13 protein-coding genes and 2 pseudogenes are annotated in these 16,242 nt (G+C 68.3%); 9 read left to right on the top strand and 6 right to left on the bottom strand.

The genetic code is table 11. The features are described from left to right. Positions 1-53 precede the first annotated feature (53 nt). Entirely contained in the window at positions 54-1,490 is a 1,437-nt protein-coding gene (locus AB0J87_RS61805; protein WP_363985004.1) for an RICIN domain-containing protein, read from the top strand. Positions 1,491-1,622: 132 nt separating this feature from the next. Continuing rightward, positions 1,623-1,835: a transposase gene (locus tag AB0J87_RS61810; protein WP_363985032.1), complete on the top strand. Its 213-nt coding sequence runs from the start codon at positions 1,623-1,625 to the stop codon at positions 1,833-1,835. Here AB0J87_RS61810 and AB0J87_RS61815 read toward each other — a convergent pair. Beyond that, positions 1,758-2,307, bottom strand: a pseudogene (locus AB0J87_RS61815) (IS3 family transposase); the annotation flags it as partial. The gene AB0J87_RS61810 and the pseudogene AB0J87_RS61815 overlap by 78 nt on opposite strands. Positions 2,308-2,556: 249 nt before the next feature. Here AB0J87_RS61815 and AB0J87_RS61820 point away from each other — a divergent pair. Beyond that, positions 2,557-3,741 carry a DUF2786 domain-containing protein gene (locus tag AB0J87_RS61820; RefSeq protein ID WP_363985006.1) on the top strand — a complete coding sequence of 395 codons (1,185 nt, stop codon included), beginning with the start codon at positions 2,557-2,559 and terminating at the stop codon, positions 3,739-3,741. 86 nt (positions 3,742-3,827) lie between these two features. On the opposite strand, the gene AB0J87_RS61825 is transcribed toward AB0J87_RS61820, so the two are convergent. After that, positions 3,828-4,451 (bottom strand): hypothetical protein, encoded by a 624-nt coding sequence (locus AB0J87_RS61825; protein WP_363985008.1) that lies wholly within the window; start codon positions 4,449-4,451, stop codon positions 3,828-3,830. Between the two features lie 637 nt (positions 4,452-5,088). Beyond that, positions 5,089-5,436 carry a hypothetical protein gene (locus AB0J87_RS61830; protein WP_363985010.1) on the bottom strand — a complete coding sequence of 116 codons (348 nt, stop codon included), beginning with the start codon at positions 5,434-5,436 and terminating at the stop codon, positions 5,089-5,091. A gap of 846 nt (positions 5,437-6,282) precedes the next feature. On the opposite strand from AB0J87_RS61830, the gene AB0J87_RS61835 reads away from it, so the two are divergent. The 5 genes from AB0J87_RS61835 (at position 6,283) to AB0J87_RS61855 (ending at position 12,759) form a co-directional block, all read left to right on the top strand. Beyond that, a complete protein-coding gene (locus tag AB0J87_RS61835; protein WP_363985012.1) occupies positions 6,283-7,344 on the top strand; it encodes an IS110 family transposase in 1,062 nt (353 codons plus the stop codon). 504 nt (positions 7,345-7,848) lie between these two features. Continuing rightward, the gene (locus tag AB0J87_RS61840; RefSeq protein ID WP_363985014.1) at positions 7,849-8,004 is read left to right on the top strand and encodes a hypothetical protein; all 156 of its coding nucleotides are present in this window, start codon (positions 7,849-7,851) and stop codon (positions 8,002-8,004) included. Positions 8,005-8,016: 12 nt separating this feature from the next. Then, entirely contained in the window at positions 8,017-10,605 is a 2,589-nt protein-coding gene (locus tag AB0J87_RS61845; RefSeq protein ID WP_363985016.1) for a lantibiotic dehydratase, read from the top strand. Beyond that, positions 10,598-11,686 (top strand): lantibiotic dehydratase C-terminal domain-containing protein, encoded by a 1,089-nt coding sequence (locus AB0J87_RS61850; protein ID WP_363985018.1) that lies wholly within the window; start codon positions 10,598-10,600, stop codon positions 11,684-11,686. The genes AB0J87_RS61845 and AB0J87_RS61850 overlap by 8 nt, the downstream gene beginning before the upstream one ends. Beyond that, on the top strand, positions 11,683-12,759 hold the full coding sequence (locus AB0J87_RS61855; protein ID WP_363985020.1) for a thiopeptide maturation pyridine synthase: 1,077 nt from the start codon (positions 11,683-11,685) through the stop codon (positions 12,757-12,759). The genes AB0J87_RS61850 and AB0J87_RS61855 overlap by 4 nt, the downstream gene beginning before the upstream one ends. A 273-nt stretch (positions 12,760-13,032) precedes the next feature. Here AB0J87_RS61855 and AB0J87_RS61860 read toward each other — a convergent pair. Then, a pseudogene (locus tag AB0J87_RS61860) lies at positions 13,033-13,464 on the bottom strand (site-specific integrase); the annotation flags it as partial. A gap of 459 nt (positions 13,465-13,923) precedes the next feature. Between AB0J87_RS61860 and AB0J87_RS61865 the strand changes: the two are divergent. Continuing rightward, complete coding sequence (locus AB0J87_RS61865) at positions 13,924-15,357, top strand: DHA2 family efflux MFS transporter permease subunit (RefSeq protein ID WP_363985022.1); 1,434 nt, start codon at positions 13,924-13,926, stop codon at positions 15,355-15,357. Positions 15,358-15,436: 79 nt separating this feature from the next. Here AB0J87_RS61865 and AB0J87_RS61870 read toward each other — a convergent pair whose 3' ends face one another. Together AB0J87_RS61870 and AB0J87_RS61875 are read right to left on the bottom strand one after the other, a co-directional pair. After that, positions 15,437-15,631, bottom strand: a complete 195-nt coding sequence (locus AB0J87_RS61870; RefSeq protein WP_363985024.1) for a hypothetical protein — start codon at positions 15,629-15,631, stop codon at positions 15,437-15,439. Between the two features lie 111 nt (positions 15,632-15,742). Further along, positions 15,743-16,057: a DUF4158 domain-containing protein gene (locus AB0J87_RS61875; protein WP_363985026.1), complete on the bottom strand. Its 315-nt coding sequence runs from the start codon at positions 16,055-16,057 to the stop codon at positions 15,743-15,745. Between the last annotated feature and the right edge of the window lie 185 nt (positions 16,058-16,242).

Genomic DNA, 16,242 nt, shown 5'->3' on the forward strand with positions numbered 1-16,242 from the left:
CAGGACCGTCGCGGAGCACCCGGTCGTTGCGCCGGTCGCTGGTCCCTCTTGTGGTGACCGCGCTCGCCGCAGTGGCAAGCCTCGTCATTCCCGCGTCGCCGGCCAATGCCGCCACCAGCCAGTTCCGAGGCATGAACTGGGCCGTGCTGGGTGACAATTTCAGCACCGGTACGCTCGTCGTGCAGGGCCTGAGCCAGTCCGACAGCAACGCGACAGTACGGGCCAAGGCCAACGCCCTCTACGACGACATGGCCTCCACCATGGGGGTCAACACCGTCCGGCTGCCTATCAACACTCACACTGTGGCCAACACGACCTGGTGGAACGCCTACCGCGGAGCCATTGACGCCGCCACCGCCCGTGGCTTCAAGGTCATCCTCGCCTATTGGGAGGACGGCGCCGCCTCCGGCGGCAAGATCACGAACCTCGCCGCATGGAACACGATGTGGTCCAGCGTGACCAACACGTACGGCTCGAACAGCAACGTCTACTTCGAGCCGATGAACGAGCCGCACGGCTACACCTCGGCGGACTGGCGCAACGTCGCAGCGAACTGGCTCAGCTACCACACCTCGGCAGTGCCCGGACGGGTGCTCATCGGTGGCACCGGCTACAGCCAGGACCTGCGGGACGTCTGCAACGACAGCCGCTTCAACTCGACGCTGCTGTCCTTCCACCATTACGCCTTCTTCTACAGCGCGATGACCTACGACGCCTTCCGAACCCACATTCAGACGCGTCTGGGCAACTGCGCCTCCCGCGCGGTCGCGACCGAGTTCGGCGCACCCATGTCTACCGGCCTCAACTACGGCGACGCCAACAGCACCGACAACTTCGTGCGCCATATCCGCGCCATGGCCCAGGTCATGCGCGACAACCAGATGGGCGGCACCTACTGGCCCGCTCTCGGCGGCAAGCCAACCGAAAGCCTCGGCTACGACCACTACTCGATGTACGCCCTGAGCGGCAGCGGCACCGATCTCAACTTGACCGTCCGCAACGCCTCCGGCGCTGACCGGATCCGATACGGCTGGGGCGACACCGTCGGCGACCCCACCCCTCCGCCGACGGTCTACACGATAAACGCGCGCCACAGCGGCAAGGCCATGGACGTCCAGCAACCGAACACCGACAACGGTGCGCGCGTCGGCCAGTACACGTACGGCGGCAACGCGTGGCAGCAGTGGCAGTTCCAGGACGCCGGCAGCGGCTACTGGCGCATCATCAGCCGTCACAGCGGAAAGTGCCTTGATGTGGTGAGCGCTTCAACCGCCGACGGCGCCGAGCTCATCCAGTACACCTGCGGCACCGGCACCAACCAGCAGTTCCAGATGGTCGCCAACGGCAGCTACTTCCAGCTCCGGGCACGACACAGCAGCAAATGCGTGGACGTACCGTCCGCATCGACCGCGGACGGCGTGATCCTCAAGCAGTATCCGTGCAACACCGGCACCAATCAGCAGTGGTCGCGCACGGCCGTCTCGACGTGACCGCGGACCCGCGGTGGCGGGTGCTGGAGCCCCCGCTGGAAGGCGAGATCACCGATCACCTCGGCTACGACCGGCGCGACTGGCCGGGAAGAAAAGCGGAATAGCCGCGACGGCAGCCGCACCAAGACCGTGGTGGCCAACGTCGGCCCGGTGGAGGTGCGGGTGCCGCGCGACGTGGCGGGCAGCTTCGATCCCCAGCAGGTGTGCAAACGGCAGCGCCGGCTGTCGGGAGTGGATGAGATGCTCCGGACAGCCACTCCGGGTATGCGCCGCGGCCTGCAGCGCGTCGACGACGAGTTCGGTGCGCATGTGGTCGGCGATCGACCAGCCCACCAGCCGACGTGAGTACAGATCCACCACGGTGGCCAGGTAGAGGAACCGGCCGCCGCCGACGGGCAGGTAGGTGATATCGCCCCACGTAGCGGGCGTTCGGCTCGGCAGCGGTGAAGTCGCGCTGTATCAGGTCCGCCACCGGCGCTGTGTCCGGCTCCGGGATGATGGTGCGGACCTTCTTGCGCAGCCGTAGCCCGGCGATGCCGTGCTCGCGCATCACCCGCTTGTGGTTGACCGTGATCCCGGCCGCGCGCAACTCGGCCGTCATCCGGGGTGAGCCGTAGGTGCCGTCATGCTCGGCATGGATCCGCCGTATCCGCCCGGCCAGTTGCTCGTCGGCCTGCGCGGTGCACACCCATACCCGCAGCGTCTCGCGGCTGATCCCCAGATCCCTCGCGATCGACGTAATCGTCCGGTCCGGCCTCGACAACACCAACGCCACCGCGTCGGCCGTGAATTCGGGCGGATAGTTCTTCATCACCATCAGTGACATCTCTTCCCCTGGGCCTCAAGATCTAGTCTCCGAGGTGTCCATGTTCAAGGGGGAACGCCCCTCAGCGCCTTCACCCCCTCCCGCTCAACCGGACGAGGGCTCTGCGCTGAGAGTGATTCGAGTTCTTGAGCCCCACAGGGTCGGTCGGGACCTCGCCGCCTTTCTCCGCGCCGGTGAGCAGGGGATGGTGTTCCGTCACGGTAGAGTTCTGGCGGACTTTCATTAAGGTGGACGGCATGTGTGAGTAAGGCCAATGAGCTGATCGGCGCGGCGATGGAGGCGCTTGCCCGCGAGGATCAGGCGTCCTTCGACTCCGCCGCCGCCTTCCTGGCCGACCGGGACGATGCCGATCGCGTGCTGGTGGAGGTCGTGACCCGTGCGATCTCGGGGTTGTGGCGGAACGGCTGGCAGCCCGCCGACGTGGTCAGGATCGCGGCCAGGCGGCTGACCGACTGGCACGGGCGGGCGGCGGCCGACCTCATCGCCTGGGAGCTGCGGGCCTATGAGCCGGCCACGGTGGATGAGCGCTGGCGCGACCAACTCACCGGCTTGGAGGCCGCGGTGTGGTGGAAGGGCGGCTACCTGGCGGCGCGGCAGGCGCGCGACGGGGCCGGCCGTCTGGTGACCGCCTCCGGTGTGCTGGAACTGCTGGGGTTGCTGACCGGGCTGCCCCGGCTGGAATCGTTGAGCCCGCCGCCCGGGGCCGCTCGCCGTACGGTCCAGGCACGCTCGCACGTGGTCAGCGAGAAGACGCTCGCGCGGGTGCGGGCGCTGCTTGCCAAGGCGGAGTCGACGACGTACGAGGCGGAAGCGGAGACGTTCACGTCGGCGGCGCAGAGCCTGATGGCGAAGTACAGCATCGACGCGGCGATGCTGGACGCGCAACCAGGCGGAGGTGAGGCCCCGGCGGGCATCCGGGTCGGCATCGACACGCCGTACGAGCAGCCCAAGGCCGTGCTGCTCAACCTCATCGCCGAGGCCAACCGGTGCCGGGTGATCTGGTCGAAGGAGCTGGGGTTCGCCACCGTGCTGGGGTTCTGGGCGGACCTGTCCTGGGTGGAGATGCTGTTCACCTCGCTGCTGGTGCAGGCGCAGACCGCGCTCGTGAACTCAGGCACCAAGAAGCACGGCACCGGCCGGTCGAGGAACAAGGCGTTCCGCCAGTCGTTCCTGTCGGCGTTCGCCTCCAGAATCGGGGAGCGACTCGCCGAGGCCACGGCGGACGCGGTCGCGCAGGAGAGCGCCAGCCGAGGCACCGACCTGGTGCCGATGCTGGCGGCCCGCGAGCAGGAGGTGGAGCAGGCGGTCGAGCGCATGTTCCCGAACCTGGTCTCGCATGCGGTCCGCACGTCCTGGGACCGGGAGGGCTGGGCGGCGGGCCGTACCGCCGCCGATCAGGCCAGCCTCGGGGCGCGAGACCGATAGCGCTCCGGGTGCGAATATCCATCCGCGCAGGCATGGAGGTGATGCGCTCTCTTGTGCTCCCACGCACGGCGTAATGGTCGATCGTGCTACTGCGCTTGGCCTACCCGACGATGACGACCACCTTCTCGTTTCTGGGGCTGCTGCCCCGGATCAATCGCGACAAGGAGATCGAGATCTTGGTGGTACGGCACCAACTGATGGTGCTTGCGCCTGCCGGAAAGTCCGTCCATGCAGTTCAAGCGGCATGTGAGTACTCGTGGAGAACCCCGCCGAGCCGGTCTCTTCGGCGTATGTCCAAAGCGTTCGCGGCGGCGGGACTGCACCCATCGCTCCATGATCGAGTTCATACGTGGCATCCGAATCCCGGTGGGCACGGTCTGGATGCCGGCCTCGGCGAGGGTGTCGCTTGTGAGGGCTGGGAACTTCCCCTCCCGGTCTCGGGAGCCCGTATCCTCCAGGTCCATCACCAGGCTGATCCAGCTCGCGCTCGGGTGCGCGGTGGTGCCGAGAACTCGGACGCGCCTGGTGGCGTGCTCCATGACCGCCAGGATGTACTGGCGCTGCCCGTTCAAGGTGATGGTCTCAATGAAATCGCAAGCCAGCAGGGCATCGGCTTGCGAGCGCAGGAAGTCGGCCCACGTGGTGGACGCCCGCTCGGGCGACGGATCAAGTCCCTCCTGCTTGAGGATCTCCCAGACCGTCGGACGCAATGACCTTGATGCCAGGCGTGATGAGCTCGCCGATATCCCCATGAGGGATTTTCGCGAACCAGGCGCAGAATGAGAGCGCGGATCGATCGGAGCGTGGGCGGCCGCCCAGGCCGCTTCAACCGGCAGGGTATGGGCGTGACGATCTGATGACGCAGGGCAAGTATCTCAACGTCCTTGTCCCGATCGCTCATCGGCAGCAGCCGCAGCGCGGCCATGGCGTTCGTGACGGTCAAGTAGGCCAGGCGAAGGAGCACGGCCGATCATCATGCCGCACCCGCCCTCCTCCCCTGGGCGGATGTAATTATCGGCAGGCGCACTGCGGCGGGAGCACATCCCCGGCTGCCTACCAGCGCAGATGATGCCTTAACGACACGGATGTTCCTCAACTCCCGTGCCCATGACGGCGACGACCGTCACCTGGACCCGGCTCCGCCAACGCCGGGAGGGTAACCGCTTCGTCGACACCGGGAGAGAGGCTGCCCGGCGAAACACCTCTACTCACGTCGCATGGGACACCGGGGACGGTATTCAAGGGGGAGACCGTCCCCGGCAACCCGCCTGTGCGAGGCCTCTCACGCCGGCGAGGCCTCTGCGATCGCTGGCGAACTATGCCGTAGCACCCGCCGAATTTCTAACGCTACTGGATGTAGCTGATGAGGAAGGGAAGCTGCTGGTTTCCGTCCTCCAGGGTGCCGATCGATCCGTTGGGATGGAGCACGACGTTGCCCTCGCTGTAGTTGTCACCCCTCCATGAGTAGATCCAGGCTGGGCCGTTGAGGTATTTGGCGGCACTGTCGCGCCACGAGGCGGTGGGGATGTCGGCCAACTGGTGCCCGTTTCCCCGGGAGGCGGCGAAGGAGTAGGCCTCGTTGCGTGTCTTTTTCATTCCTGGTCCGTACCAGTACAGGCGGTAGGTGCCCTGGGCGGTCTCCTCGCCGTCGGCGACGGTGGCGGAATTGGGGATCTCTATTAGCTGGTCGGTCATCGCTGCTCCATCTCTCGCTTGGGGGTGGAGGCGGAACGCCGCCCACCCATCGTTACCCAAAGCTATATATCCATCACTTATAGTAGTTAAACGGACATCAGGGGCGCCGTGGGTGCCGTCCATCCGACGAAGGTCATCCTGCGGGGCTGTCCTGACTCAGTCGAAGTGATGCCCGGCGTGGCGCTCCCATCGCCCGCGCCCTGAACACCGGCCGCCGCGCTCTTCTTGAGGGTCCTGAGCGCACCGCGATCCGTCACGCCCTGGACGGGTGCCACCGGGCTACGGCGGAAACGGGCCGCGGGACGACATAACCGCAGGTCAGCGTTAAGCCCGCGTTTCGTGCGCAGTGGAGCGACCGATCTTGAGCGTGCGGGCGGCCTCAGCGACCGAGTCACCGTCGGCGACTACGGCGCTGGGGAACCTGTGGACAGCTGTCGGCGCTGAGAAGGAGCTTGATTGCAGTGAGCTGAGGCTGCTCCTGGTTGCGAAGCTTCCTTAGTTCGTCGCCCGGTCCCGGCGTCGGCGTGCGGCGCGGATCTCGGCGTCGGCGACCTTGTCGTCGGGGCACGACGAGCATCGGAACTGTGATTCTTGACCTACGGCCCGGTTGGGCCTGCCACGCTCGACGCCGGCACTTGATATGACCCACATTCGGAACTGGCGCCTGGTACAGGGCTGCCTTGTTTTCGAGATGTCTACCAGGTGCCGGCGTCAGCCTGGCCCACCCCGTTGGCTTGATTAGCAGCTCGTCCGCCGCTTGCGCGTGACTCGTCACAGTTCTGCCACCCGGTGATCCCATCCAGGCCGACGCCAAAACGCAGTCGCCCCTGGAAAGGAAGCAACCGCATGTCCACGCTGGCAGAACAGATCGATAGCGTCATCGGGGTCGATACCCACCGCGACACCCTGGCCGCGGCCGCGGTCAGTGCACTGGGTGCTGTCCTCGCCCACGCCGAAGCGGCCACTGACGCCCACGGATACCTTCAACTCCTGGAGTTCGCCCGCCAGCACATCCCGGACCGCCGCTGCTGGGCCCTTGAAGGAGCCGGCAGCTACGGCGCCGGCTTGGCGGCGTTCCTGGAGGCGTCCGGCGAAAAGGTGATAGAGGTCTGCCGTCCCAAGCGGCCGGCTCAACGTGGCGGCCGCAAGACCGACGCCCTCGATGCCATCCGCGCCGCTCGTGAGGCGTTGACCAGCGAGCATCTCATCCAGCCCCGCCAACGCGGAGAACGTGAAGCACTTAGGGTGCTGCTCACCACCCGCCAAGGCGCCGTCAGCGCGACCACTGCGGCGATCAACCATCTGAAGGCCTTAATCGTCTCGGCGCCCGACGACCTGCGCAGCGAGATCCGATCCATGAGCAGCAAAGCCCAGATCAACTACTGCGCCAAGCTGCGAGACCGACCCTCCCAGACCCTCGAACACCGCATGACCATCCGGGCCCTTCGATCCACAGCTCAGCGCATCCAGACACTGCGCGCCGAAGCCAAAACGCTAGAAGAGGAGATCACCGCCCTGATCAACGACATCAGACCCGACCTGCTGGAACAAGTCGGCGTGGGTGCCATCAGCGCAGCACAGGTCCTGGTGAGCTGCTCCCATCCCGGACGATTTCGCTCCGAGGCCGCATTCGCCACGTTCGCCGGAACGGCCCCCATCCCGGCATCCTCAGGCCTCACCAACCGCCACCGACTCAACCGCAGCGGCGACCGCCAGCTCAACCGGGCGCTCCACACCATCATCCTCGTCCGGGCCCGCGTCGACCCCGACACCCGCGCCTACATCGCCCGCCGCATCTCCGAAGGCAAGTCCCCGCGCGAAGCCCGCCGCTGCCTCAAACGAGCCCTTTCCCGACAACTGTTCAAGCTCCTCGAACGCGCACCAAAACCCCTTCATGCAACCACTTGACAGATATAGCAGCCTCGAAAAGTCCCGCGTCTTCACCGCGCTCGCGGAGTTCATCCGCGAGCTCATCGTCGCAGGCACCCGCGAGAGCTTGGACGCCGCGCGCCGGCGGGTCCCACGGGCGGCAGCAGCAGGCCTCGTGTCACGGCCGCGTGGCGGCGAAACAAACATGTAACATTTAATCGCGTCGACCTTCCGAAGCTTACTCCAGGACCACCCTTCCGCCCGTCTGAAATCTTTGGATGGGCATCGGTGATACTTCGACGGACAGCAATCTCTTACCATCGTGAAATTGACTGGTTCTGTCATCGCACTTACGGTGACGCCTGCCTGGTCGGAAAGGTGGCGACACTCGTCACCGCAGCACGGAGGGTCGATTAATGTTCGACCTCCGCGCTTTCTGCCCATTTATTGCCCCCTTGTCGGATGGACGAGATCGCCGACCGTGCTTATGGTGTTGATCGTCACCGATATAGCCCGCTCCGGCGGGTAAGAATGGGAGTGCAGATGGCGACCGATGAACCGCTCCGCCTCGATCTGGACACGCTCGACGTGATGACGGTCGAGCTCCCCGGCGAGGATCTCGTGAAGGCCCTGGGCATGGGTCTCGGCAACACCGAAGTGGGTGCCTCGGGCATTGCGCGCACGAGCTGGCTCATTTAAGCCTCCCCGGACATGGTCTCGACGCGTCGTGGCCTGCCGGGACGCGTCGAGATCGATGCGGCTCGCCGCACGGTGGACGCGACCGTGGTTGCCAGGGTCGCCGCGCTACCGGTGACGGCGCTCGCGGAGCTGAGGTGCACGGCCACGTGGCGGAGCGTCCAGGAGATCCTCGCGGCCCGTGGCCGGCTGGCCGTCGAGGGCCGGCGGCTCGCGGACGAACTGGAGCCGGTGATCGGAGCGGTCGGGCCCGGCCCGGCGCGACCGGCGCTGGTGGCGCTGCGGCGGGCGCTGTACAACGCGAGGCGGCCGGCGGGCCGTGCCTGGCCGGTGGAGATCGGTTCCGGCCTCGGTCCGCGCGTCGCGGCCTGGCTCACGGACCTCGATCGGCATGACGCGCTCGTCCGGCAGCTGCCGGACCTGCTCGATCAGGAGTGCCGGGGCACCTACGAAGTGCTGCGCCGGTGGGTCGGCACCGACGCCTTCGGCTACGGCGTGCTCCAGGCGGGACCGGCGATGTCCGCCGCGCTGCGCCAGTGGCTGGCCTCGCCGCCCGGCAGCGTCCCGCCGCGCCAGGTCGCGCTCCGGCTCACCAGGTACCTGGCCCGCGTCGTGGCGAAGACCAGCCCGCACGCCACCTTCATGATGTCGGCTCTGGGGCAGTGGAGCGACGACGGCGAGCCGGTCCGCTGGGACGGGCCATGGGCGTGGCGGAGCGCTGTCGAGCCGAACGTGCCCCTGCTGCTCCGGCTGCTCACCGACCTGGCCCGCGCCGACGGCGGGCTCGCCGCCCTCTTCGAGGTCAGGCCCAACCCGAGCCTCGAGGAGGACGACGGCCGCCTGTGGTACGTGACCGGCCAGGAGGACGCGTACAGCGGCATCGCCGCGTCCCAGCCGCTCCGGCGGCTGCTGCGCCCGCCGTACGACGACCTCCGTACCCAGGCCGGCGGCGCGCTCGGCCGGCTGGTCGACCTGGGAGTGCTGGAACTCCACCCCCCGGTCGCCGACCAGGCCGCCGCGCACCTCGCCGACCTGACCGATCGGCTCGGCACGCATCCGGCGGGCAAGGCGCTGGCCACCGTACAGGAGGCGCTCGCTCGTTACCCGGAGGCGGCCGGTGTGTCTGAACGTGAGGCGCTGCAGCGAAAGGTACGGTCCGCGTTCGCCGAACTTGCCGGAGACGATACCGATCGCCTGCCGGACCGCAACCTTTTCCACGAGAACGCCGTGGTCACCGCACCCGGCCCGCGGCTGGGCCTGGCCGCCTGGCGTCCCGCCCTGGGCGACCTGCACGCGATCGTCGACTTCGCGGCGGTCTTCGATCGTGATGGCGTCGCCCGGCTGCTCGCCGCCGACCTGTTCGCGGAGTGGTTCGGCGCCGGCGCGCAGGTGTCGTTCGGGCGGTTCCACCGAATGCTCGCGCAGCGAACCCATCCGGCCGCACCCGGCACCCCGGCCGGTGAGCTGCACGCGCTCATGTACCCGTGGCAGGAGCGACACCCGCCCGGCCGGACGCCCGCCGTGCCCCGGCTCGACGAGCTTCGAGACGCCAGGACGGCGGCGCTGGCCGCAGTGCGCGAGCTGCTGCCCGAGACCCCGGACGCGCTTACCATCGACCCGATGGTGCTGGCCGGTCTCGCCACCGACCGCCCCGAGTTCGTCCGTCCGGTGGGGTCGCTGTCCTGCTTCGTGCAGACGATCAGCTCGCCGGACGGCACGCCGGTGCGGCTGGTGCTCAACGGTCTTGGCCCGGGGCACGGCGCGATGCGCAGCCGCGTGCACCGCCTGCTGCGGGTCGCCGGAGTTCCTGCCGGCGAGAACCGCCTGCTCGGGACGGAACGCGGCATGCCGGTGGAGATCACCGGGCTGTTCGGCAGCAACGTCAACCTGCGTTCCCCGGTGGCGGCCCAGGAGATCGGCTATCCGGGCGTGGTCCCGAGCGGCCCGGCCACGTTCGACCTGCGGGACCTGGCCGTCCGGCACGAGCCCGGCGCCGGCGGCCTCGTTCTGGTGCACGCCGGGCACGGCACCCGGCTCCGGCCGGTGTACACCGGGATGGTCGCGCCCATGCTGCTGCCGCGTACGGCCCGCCTCTTGCTCCAGCTCTTCGGCGACATGCCCAGCCCGGTGATGGAGCTGGCGTCGGTCTTCTCCCGTCCGCCGGAGTCGGTGCCGGCCCGTGTCGAGCGTACGGCCCGGGTGTCGGTCGGGCGGGTCACCGTAGCCCGTGCCGCCTGGTATGTCCCGGTGCGCGAAATCCCGCGCCGGGGCAAGAACTCCGCTGCAGCGCACCTGCTCGCGCTCGCGGCCTGGTTCGCCGAGCACTCTCTGCCGGAACGTTGTTTCGTCTCCTCGGGCGATCCCGGCGCGCCGGTCCGCGAGAGGCTGCACATGGTGCGGCTCGCCAAACCGACCTATCTCGATCTGGCCGACCCCGCGCTGGTCACGCTGTTCGACCGAGGGCTGGACACGAGCGGATCGGTGGTCGTCTTTCGTGAGCTGCTCCCGGACTTCGAGGCGGCGCTCGACCTGGAAGGAGACGGCGGCCACCCTGACCGCCGCCGCCACGTGACCGAGTACGTGGTCGAGGTAGGCCATGCCTGACCGCTGGATCTCGCTGCACGCCTTCCACCAGGCCGGCACCGACCTGCTGCTCGGCACGGCCGTCGACGGCCTGGTGCGGGAGCTGGACGGACGGCTCGACCGGTTCTTCTTCCTGCGGTACTGGGAGGGCGGCCCGCATCTGCGGCTCCGCCTTCTGCCGCGCGTCCCCGACGACGCGGTGATGATCGAGAAGCGCGCCACAGCCGTGCTGGAAGAGCACCTCGCGGCGTATCCGACGACGGTCGCGTGGGACCGCGAGCGCTACGCGCTGCTCGCCCAGGAGTTCGCCCGGCAGGAGGGCCTGGTCGCCTACGACCACCGGCTGCGGCCCGACGACCACGTGGAGGCCATCGCCTACCGGCCCGAGTACGCGACGTTCGGCGGGCCGCAGGCGGTCGCCGCCGTCGAGCGGCACTTCACCGACTCCAGCCGGATCGCGCTGGCGATCCTGCGCGGCGAGCACGACCACCGGCGGCGGCTGGGCCACGCCCTCGCCGCGATGATGCTCGCCCTCCTGGCCTGGGAACCCGACCCCCGCCGCCTGGGCCCCCTGCTGGCCCGGGAACGTGACCGCTGGGATCCGGCACCGGCCCGCGCCCGGCGGGTGGAGATCTTCACGAAACAGCGCGAAGCCCTCACCGCACAGGCCGAACGGTGCCGGCTCATCGCCGCCCGCACCGCCTCGTCCGAGAGCCACGCCCCTGCTCCCTCCGCCGACGGGCCGCCCTCGGGCGGTGTCCTCGAGGCGGGCGACGCTCACGACTCGCTCGGCGCATGGTGGCGCTCGATCGACACCCTGCACCGGCGCCTTGTCGCGCTCCAGCGGGCCGGAGGCTTCTATCCGGTCCGCAGGAAGGCAGCATCGCGCCCCCCTGGCCGCCCTCGCATTCCTGACACCCCTGGCCCCGTGGGCGTCGACACCTCATTGGATGCGGAACGCCACGACGTCCTGATCGTGCTGAACCGGTGCGTCCACCTGTTCTGCAACCGGCTCGGCCTGTCGATCGTCGAAGAAGCGCACCTGCGCTACCTGACCGCCGTCACCCTGGACGGGCTGGCGCAGAAAGAGGGAACCTCGTGAGCAACCTCCCCTGGCACAGCATCCAGATCCGCTACTACGACCAGGACAAGGACGGACTGATCCTGGACTGCGTCCGCCCGCTGCTCGAGCACCTGGACGGCCTCTTACAGCAGCCGTACCTCGTCCGCCACTGGCGCCAGGGGCCGCACCTGCGGCTCAACTTCCGCGCGACCCTGCAGGACTGGGAACGCGAGATCCTCCCCGTCGCGACCGAAACGATCACCAGATATCTGCGCGAGCACCCGTCCACCACCCGTCTCGACGAGCACGAGCAACTCGCCGCCCACCGCCTGCTGGTCGTACTCGAGCACGAGACCGGCCCGCTGCAGCCCTGGTACCCGGACAACTCCCTGCAGACCGAGCCGTACGACGACCGGCTGCGCGTCTTCGGCGGCCAGCCGCTGGCGAACCTGATCGACGCGGCCGCCGCGGAGAGCACCCGGCTCGCCTTCGGCACGCTGGACAAGGTCCGCCGGGGCGAGCTCGCGCTGTTCGCGGTCGCCATCGACCTCATGACCGCCCTGGCGCACGTGAGCGTCCCGCCGATCGGCCGCGGCTACATGTCCTACCGCTCGCACGCCGCAGCGGCCGCCTCGTCCTGCGAGAACCGGGACGCGCTCACGGCCGCGTTCGAAGCCAGGTATCGCAAGAACGCCAGGGAAATGCGCGCGACGGTGGTCGACCTGGTCGCGTCGATCGACGCGGGCGACCCGGCGCCGCACGTACGCGACTGGATCGCCTTCACCCACCGCCAGAAGAAGATCGCTCTCCCGCTGCTGGCCCGCAAGGAGATCGACCTGGACGTCCCCGACCAGCCGGTGGCCGACCGCCGCCACCCGGTCGACTATTTCGACGTGCTCATGTCAACCGACCGGTACCGCACCGAGATCCTCGAATCGGACTGGTTCCTCGCCCACCGCCTCGTGGTCAACATGCTCTACGCGCACCTGGCCAGGCTCGGCATCACCCCGATCCAGCGGTACCTGTTCTGCTATCTGATCGCCTCCGCGGTGGAGGAAGAGTATGGCGTCTCCCCTCTGGAGAAGGCCCGCGATTACCTGCTCAGCGGCTGAATCGCCTTCGGCACATCCGAACGGAAGGTCACGGTAGCCGCTCGACTCTGCTCTGTTGACAGGACTTCTCGCTCCGATGCTCGTCCAACTGGGCGTACAGCTGAGTGGTCTCGGTGGAGGCGTGGCCGAGGCGGCCTCGATGGAGACACCGGCGTTGATGAGCTCGGCGGCGTGGGCGACGGTGTCGATCCGATCCATCGGGTCGGCCTGCAGCAGGTCGTGGCGGACCGCCCACTTGCAGAAGGAGGCGACGGCGGCGCGCTTGCGCTTGCGGCTGGACGGCGATAGGTCGGCGAGCTCGGCCAGGTAGGCGCGGATCGGCGTCGCGGTCAGCGCGGCGATCTCCTCGCCGTGGTGGGCGGCGAAGGCGATCAGGTCGCCGCGGTAGGCGCGCCGGGTGCGCGCGGAGGCGCCGGCGTTGGCCAGGTCGGCGAGGAGTCGTCGAGATGGCGGGAGAGCGGGTGGGCGCGGCCGAGTTGCTCGGCGATGACCGGATCCACCGTGCCGGCCTCCACCATCGGCCGGGCTGTCAAATAGCCGGGAAACGAAGCGTCCCCACCGAACGGCGGTCGCCCCGCTCGCGCTACGCCCGTGATCGCTGTCTGTTGACCTACACCCGTTGGCATGGGGAGATTTTAAAGGGGTTATTCCACTACTGGACAAATCCCGCTCGCTATGGCCTTGCACCGATAAGCATGGAGACATCTATCTCATTGTGCAGAGCGCCATTTTATGTCCTCCCCATCGCCAACCCCACTGACCTGGGACGCGACATCTCGGAAGCAGTTTTTCCGGCTTTTCGAGCACTTGCGGCAGGCCATTAGGGTGCACATTCATGGAATCGACTTTCTGATCGGCCGAAGAACTCGCGGCCGCCATGAGTGCCGGTGAAGCGACCTCGGCGGAACTGACCGACGAGGCGATCGCCCGCATCGAGCGGGACGACAAGGTGATCAACGCGATCTGTGTGCGGGTGTCCGTTGCGGGCGATCGCTCCCAGCGGCCCGTAGCTGCCAGGGGTGCAGGTCGGTGCGCCAGAACCGCTGGTCGCCCAGGTCGGCGAAGCGGGCGCGAACCAGTGGCCGAGCATCGAGAAGACCCGCACACCATTGACCGCGTTCAAAAGCGTGAGACCAGTAATCAACTGCTTGAGGAGAGATTCGCGTGAAAGCGTTGCTCACCCTGACCTGCGCAGGTCAGTTCATGGTGCTGCTCGACAACACGATCGTCGGCGCCGCCCTGCCCGACATGCAGCAGCGGCTCCACACCGGGCTGACCGGCCTGCAGTGGATCGTCGACGCCTACGTGCTGCTGGTGGCCATGCTGCTGCTGTCGGGCGGCGTCTTCGCCGACCGGTTCGGCCGCAGGAGGGTGTTCCTGGCCGGGGTGGTGGTGTTCACGGCCGCGTCGGTGGTGTGTTCGCTCGCGCCCTCGATCGGCTGGCTGATCGCCGGGCGGGTGCTGCAGGGCGTCGGGGCCGCGGCGCTGAGCCCCGCCTCACTAGCGCTGCTCGCCGCCGCGTACCCCGCCCCGAGGGAACGCGTCAGAGCGATCGGGTTGTGGGCCGGGTTCAGCGGCATCGGCCTGGCCGCCGGACCACTGGCGGGCGGGATCCTGGTGGAGTCCTTCGGCTGGCCCGCCATCTTCCTGGTCAACGTGCCCATCGGGGCGGTCCTGCTGCTGGCCGGGCTGCGCGTGCTGGGCGAGTCCCGCAACCCGAGCGCACCGCCGATCGACGTCCCCGGCACGGTCCTGTCCGTCGCGGGCGTGGGCGCTGTGACCTACGGCCTGATCGAGGGCGGTTCCCGAGGCTGGACCTCGCCGGTGATCCTGGGCAGCTTCGCCGCCGGACTGGTGCTCCTGACCGCGTTCGTCGTGGTCGAGGGTCGTGTGTCGACGCCGATGCTGCCGCTCCGGCTGTTCCACCAGCGGCTGTTCACGGTGTCCAACACGGCGATGGTCGTGGTCGGGTTCGCGCTGATGGGGTCGACGTTCTTCTTCTCCCAGTTCTTCGTCTCCGTCCAGGGCACTTCGATCCTGGTCGCCGGGCTGCGGACCCTGCCCACCTCGCTGGCCATGGTGATCGTCAGCCCGTACGCGGGCCGGTTCGCGGCCAGGTACGGCTTCCGCGTCGTCGTCAGCATCGGCCTGGCACTGGCCGGGCTGGGGCTGCTGGCGCTGGGCTTCGTCCACGCCGATACCGGCTACGGGAACGTGTGGTGGCGGCTGGCGGTCGTCGGCATCGGGTTCGCTCTCACCATGTCGCCGCTGACCGGGGCCGCCATCCAGGCGGTCAGCCCGCAGGAGGGCGGCCTCGCCTCGGGCGTCAGCAGCACCACCCGGCAGATCGGCGCGGTGCTCGGCGTGGCGGTGCTCGGGGCGATCGTTCACACGCGGGAGTCCGGCGGAGCCTCCTTCGAGTCCGGCCTCAACAGCGCCTTCCTCGCGGCAGGCGCCGTGACGCTGGCCTGCGCCGTGTTCACCGGCCTGTGGCTGACCGCGGCCCGGACGCCAAGGGACGTCCGGGCCGAACAGCCAGGAGGCCGAGCTGTCAGTGAGCCGCCGCTGACAACTCCTCCCAGCCGGCCCACGTCTTGAGCCGCTCGACGTAGGCCTGCTGGGTCATCCGCAGCCCTTCGGCGCCGAAGAACACCTGCAGCGGCGAGCGAGCCGCCGGTTATGGGGCGAAGAGGACTTGGGACTCGAGGTCGAGTCGGGTGGTGGGGTTGGCGGCCGGCGGGGTCAGGTTGAGGATCCAGTTGCCGAACCGGCGGATGACGTGGGTGATGCAGGGCGAGACGGTGGCCAGCAACCCGTCGTACGCGCTGCGCCGGGTGATGGGGTCGACCAGCAGCAGCCGGGCAGATCGCACTCGGCGCGAACCAGCTCCTCCAGCGCCACATTGATCAAGTCAGCGGGGTTGTCCTTGGCCTGGACCGCCTTGCGGATCGCCTCATCGGCCACCCCCCGGACCAGGGCCGCATCATAGGTGCCCCCATCCGCTGGCGCACGAACGACCGATGCCGCTTGGCCGACCGCTCCGCGGCATCCTCCAGCACCACCCCTCCGGCAGGCCGATCATCTCTCGGATGTGCTCGATGACCACCGCGGGGACGTCCTTGAGCTTCGGGAAATATCCCAACCGCCGACAGGCCATCAACCACACCGGCAACGCCGCCAGATGCTGATCATCCTGCGTCTTGCCGCGCATCCACTCCGCCTCGGCCGCCGACGGAGTGAACACCTCCGCCAGCTGCCGCGCAAACCTCGGGTACGCCGTCCGATCGATCGGCGCCACCCAAACCCCCCGAAACCATCACTAACCAGCGTGAAGTCAGGAGTTTGACGACCGGCGATCAAAAGCGCGGCCCGTTTCCGCCGTATTCCGGAACTAGCGGCAATTTCATTTGATGAAGAACCCAGATTGGTTGGCACACCGACCGAGAGCGACTGCCGGAACAGCGGATTTGTAGGCCCCGCGAG

It is taken from the genome of Nonomuraea sp. NPDC049625, from assembly GCF_040675285.1.
Classification (GTDB): domain Bacteria; phylum Actinomycetota; class Actinomycetes; order Streptosporangiales; family Streptosporangiaceae; genus Nonomuraea; species Nonomuraea angiospora_A.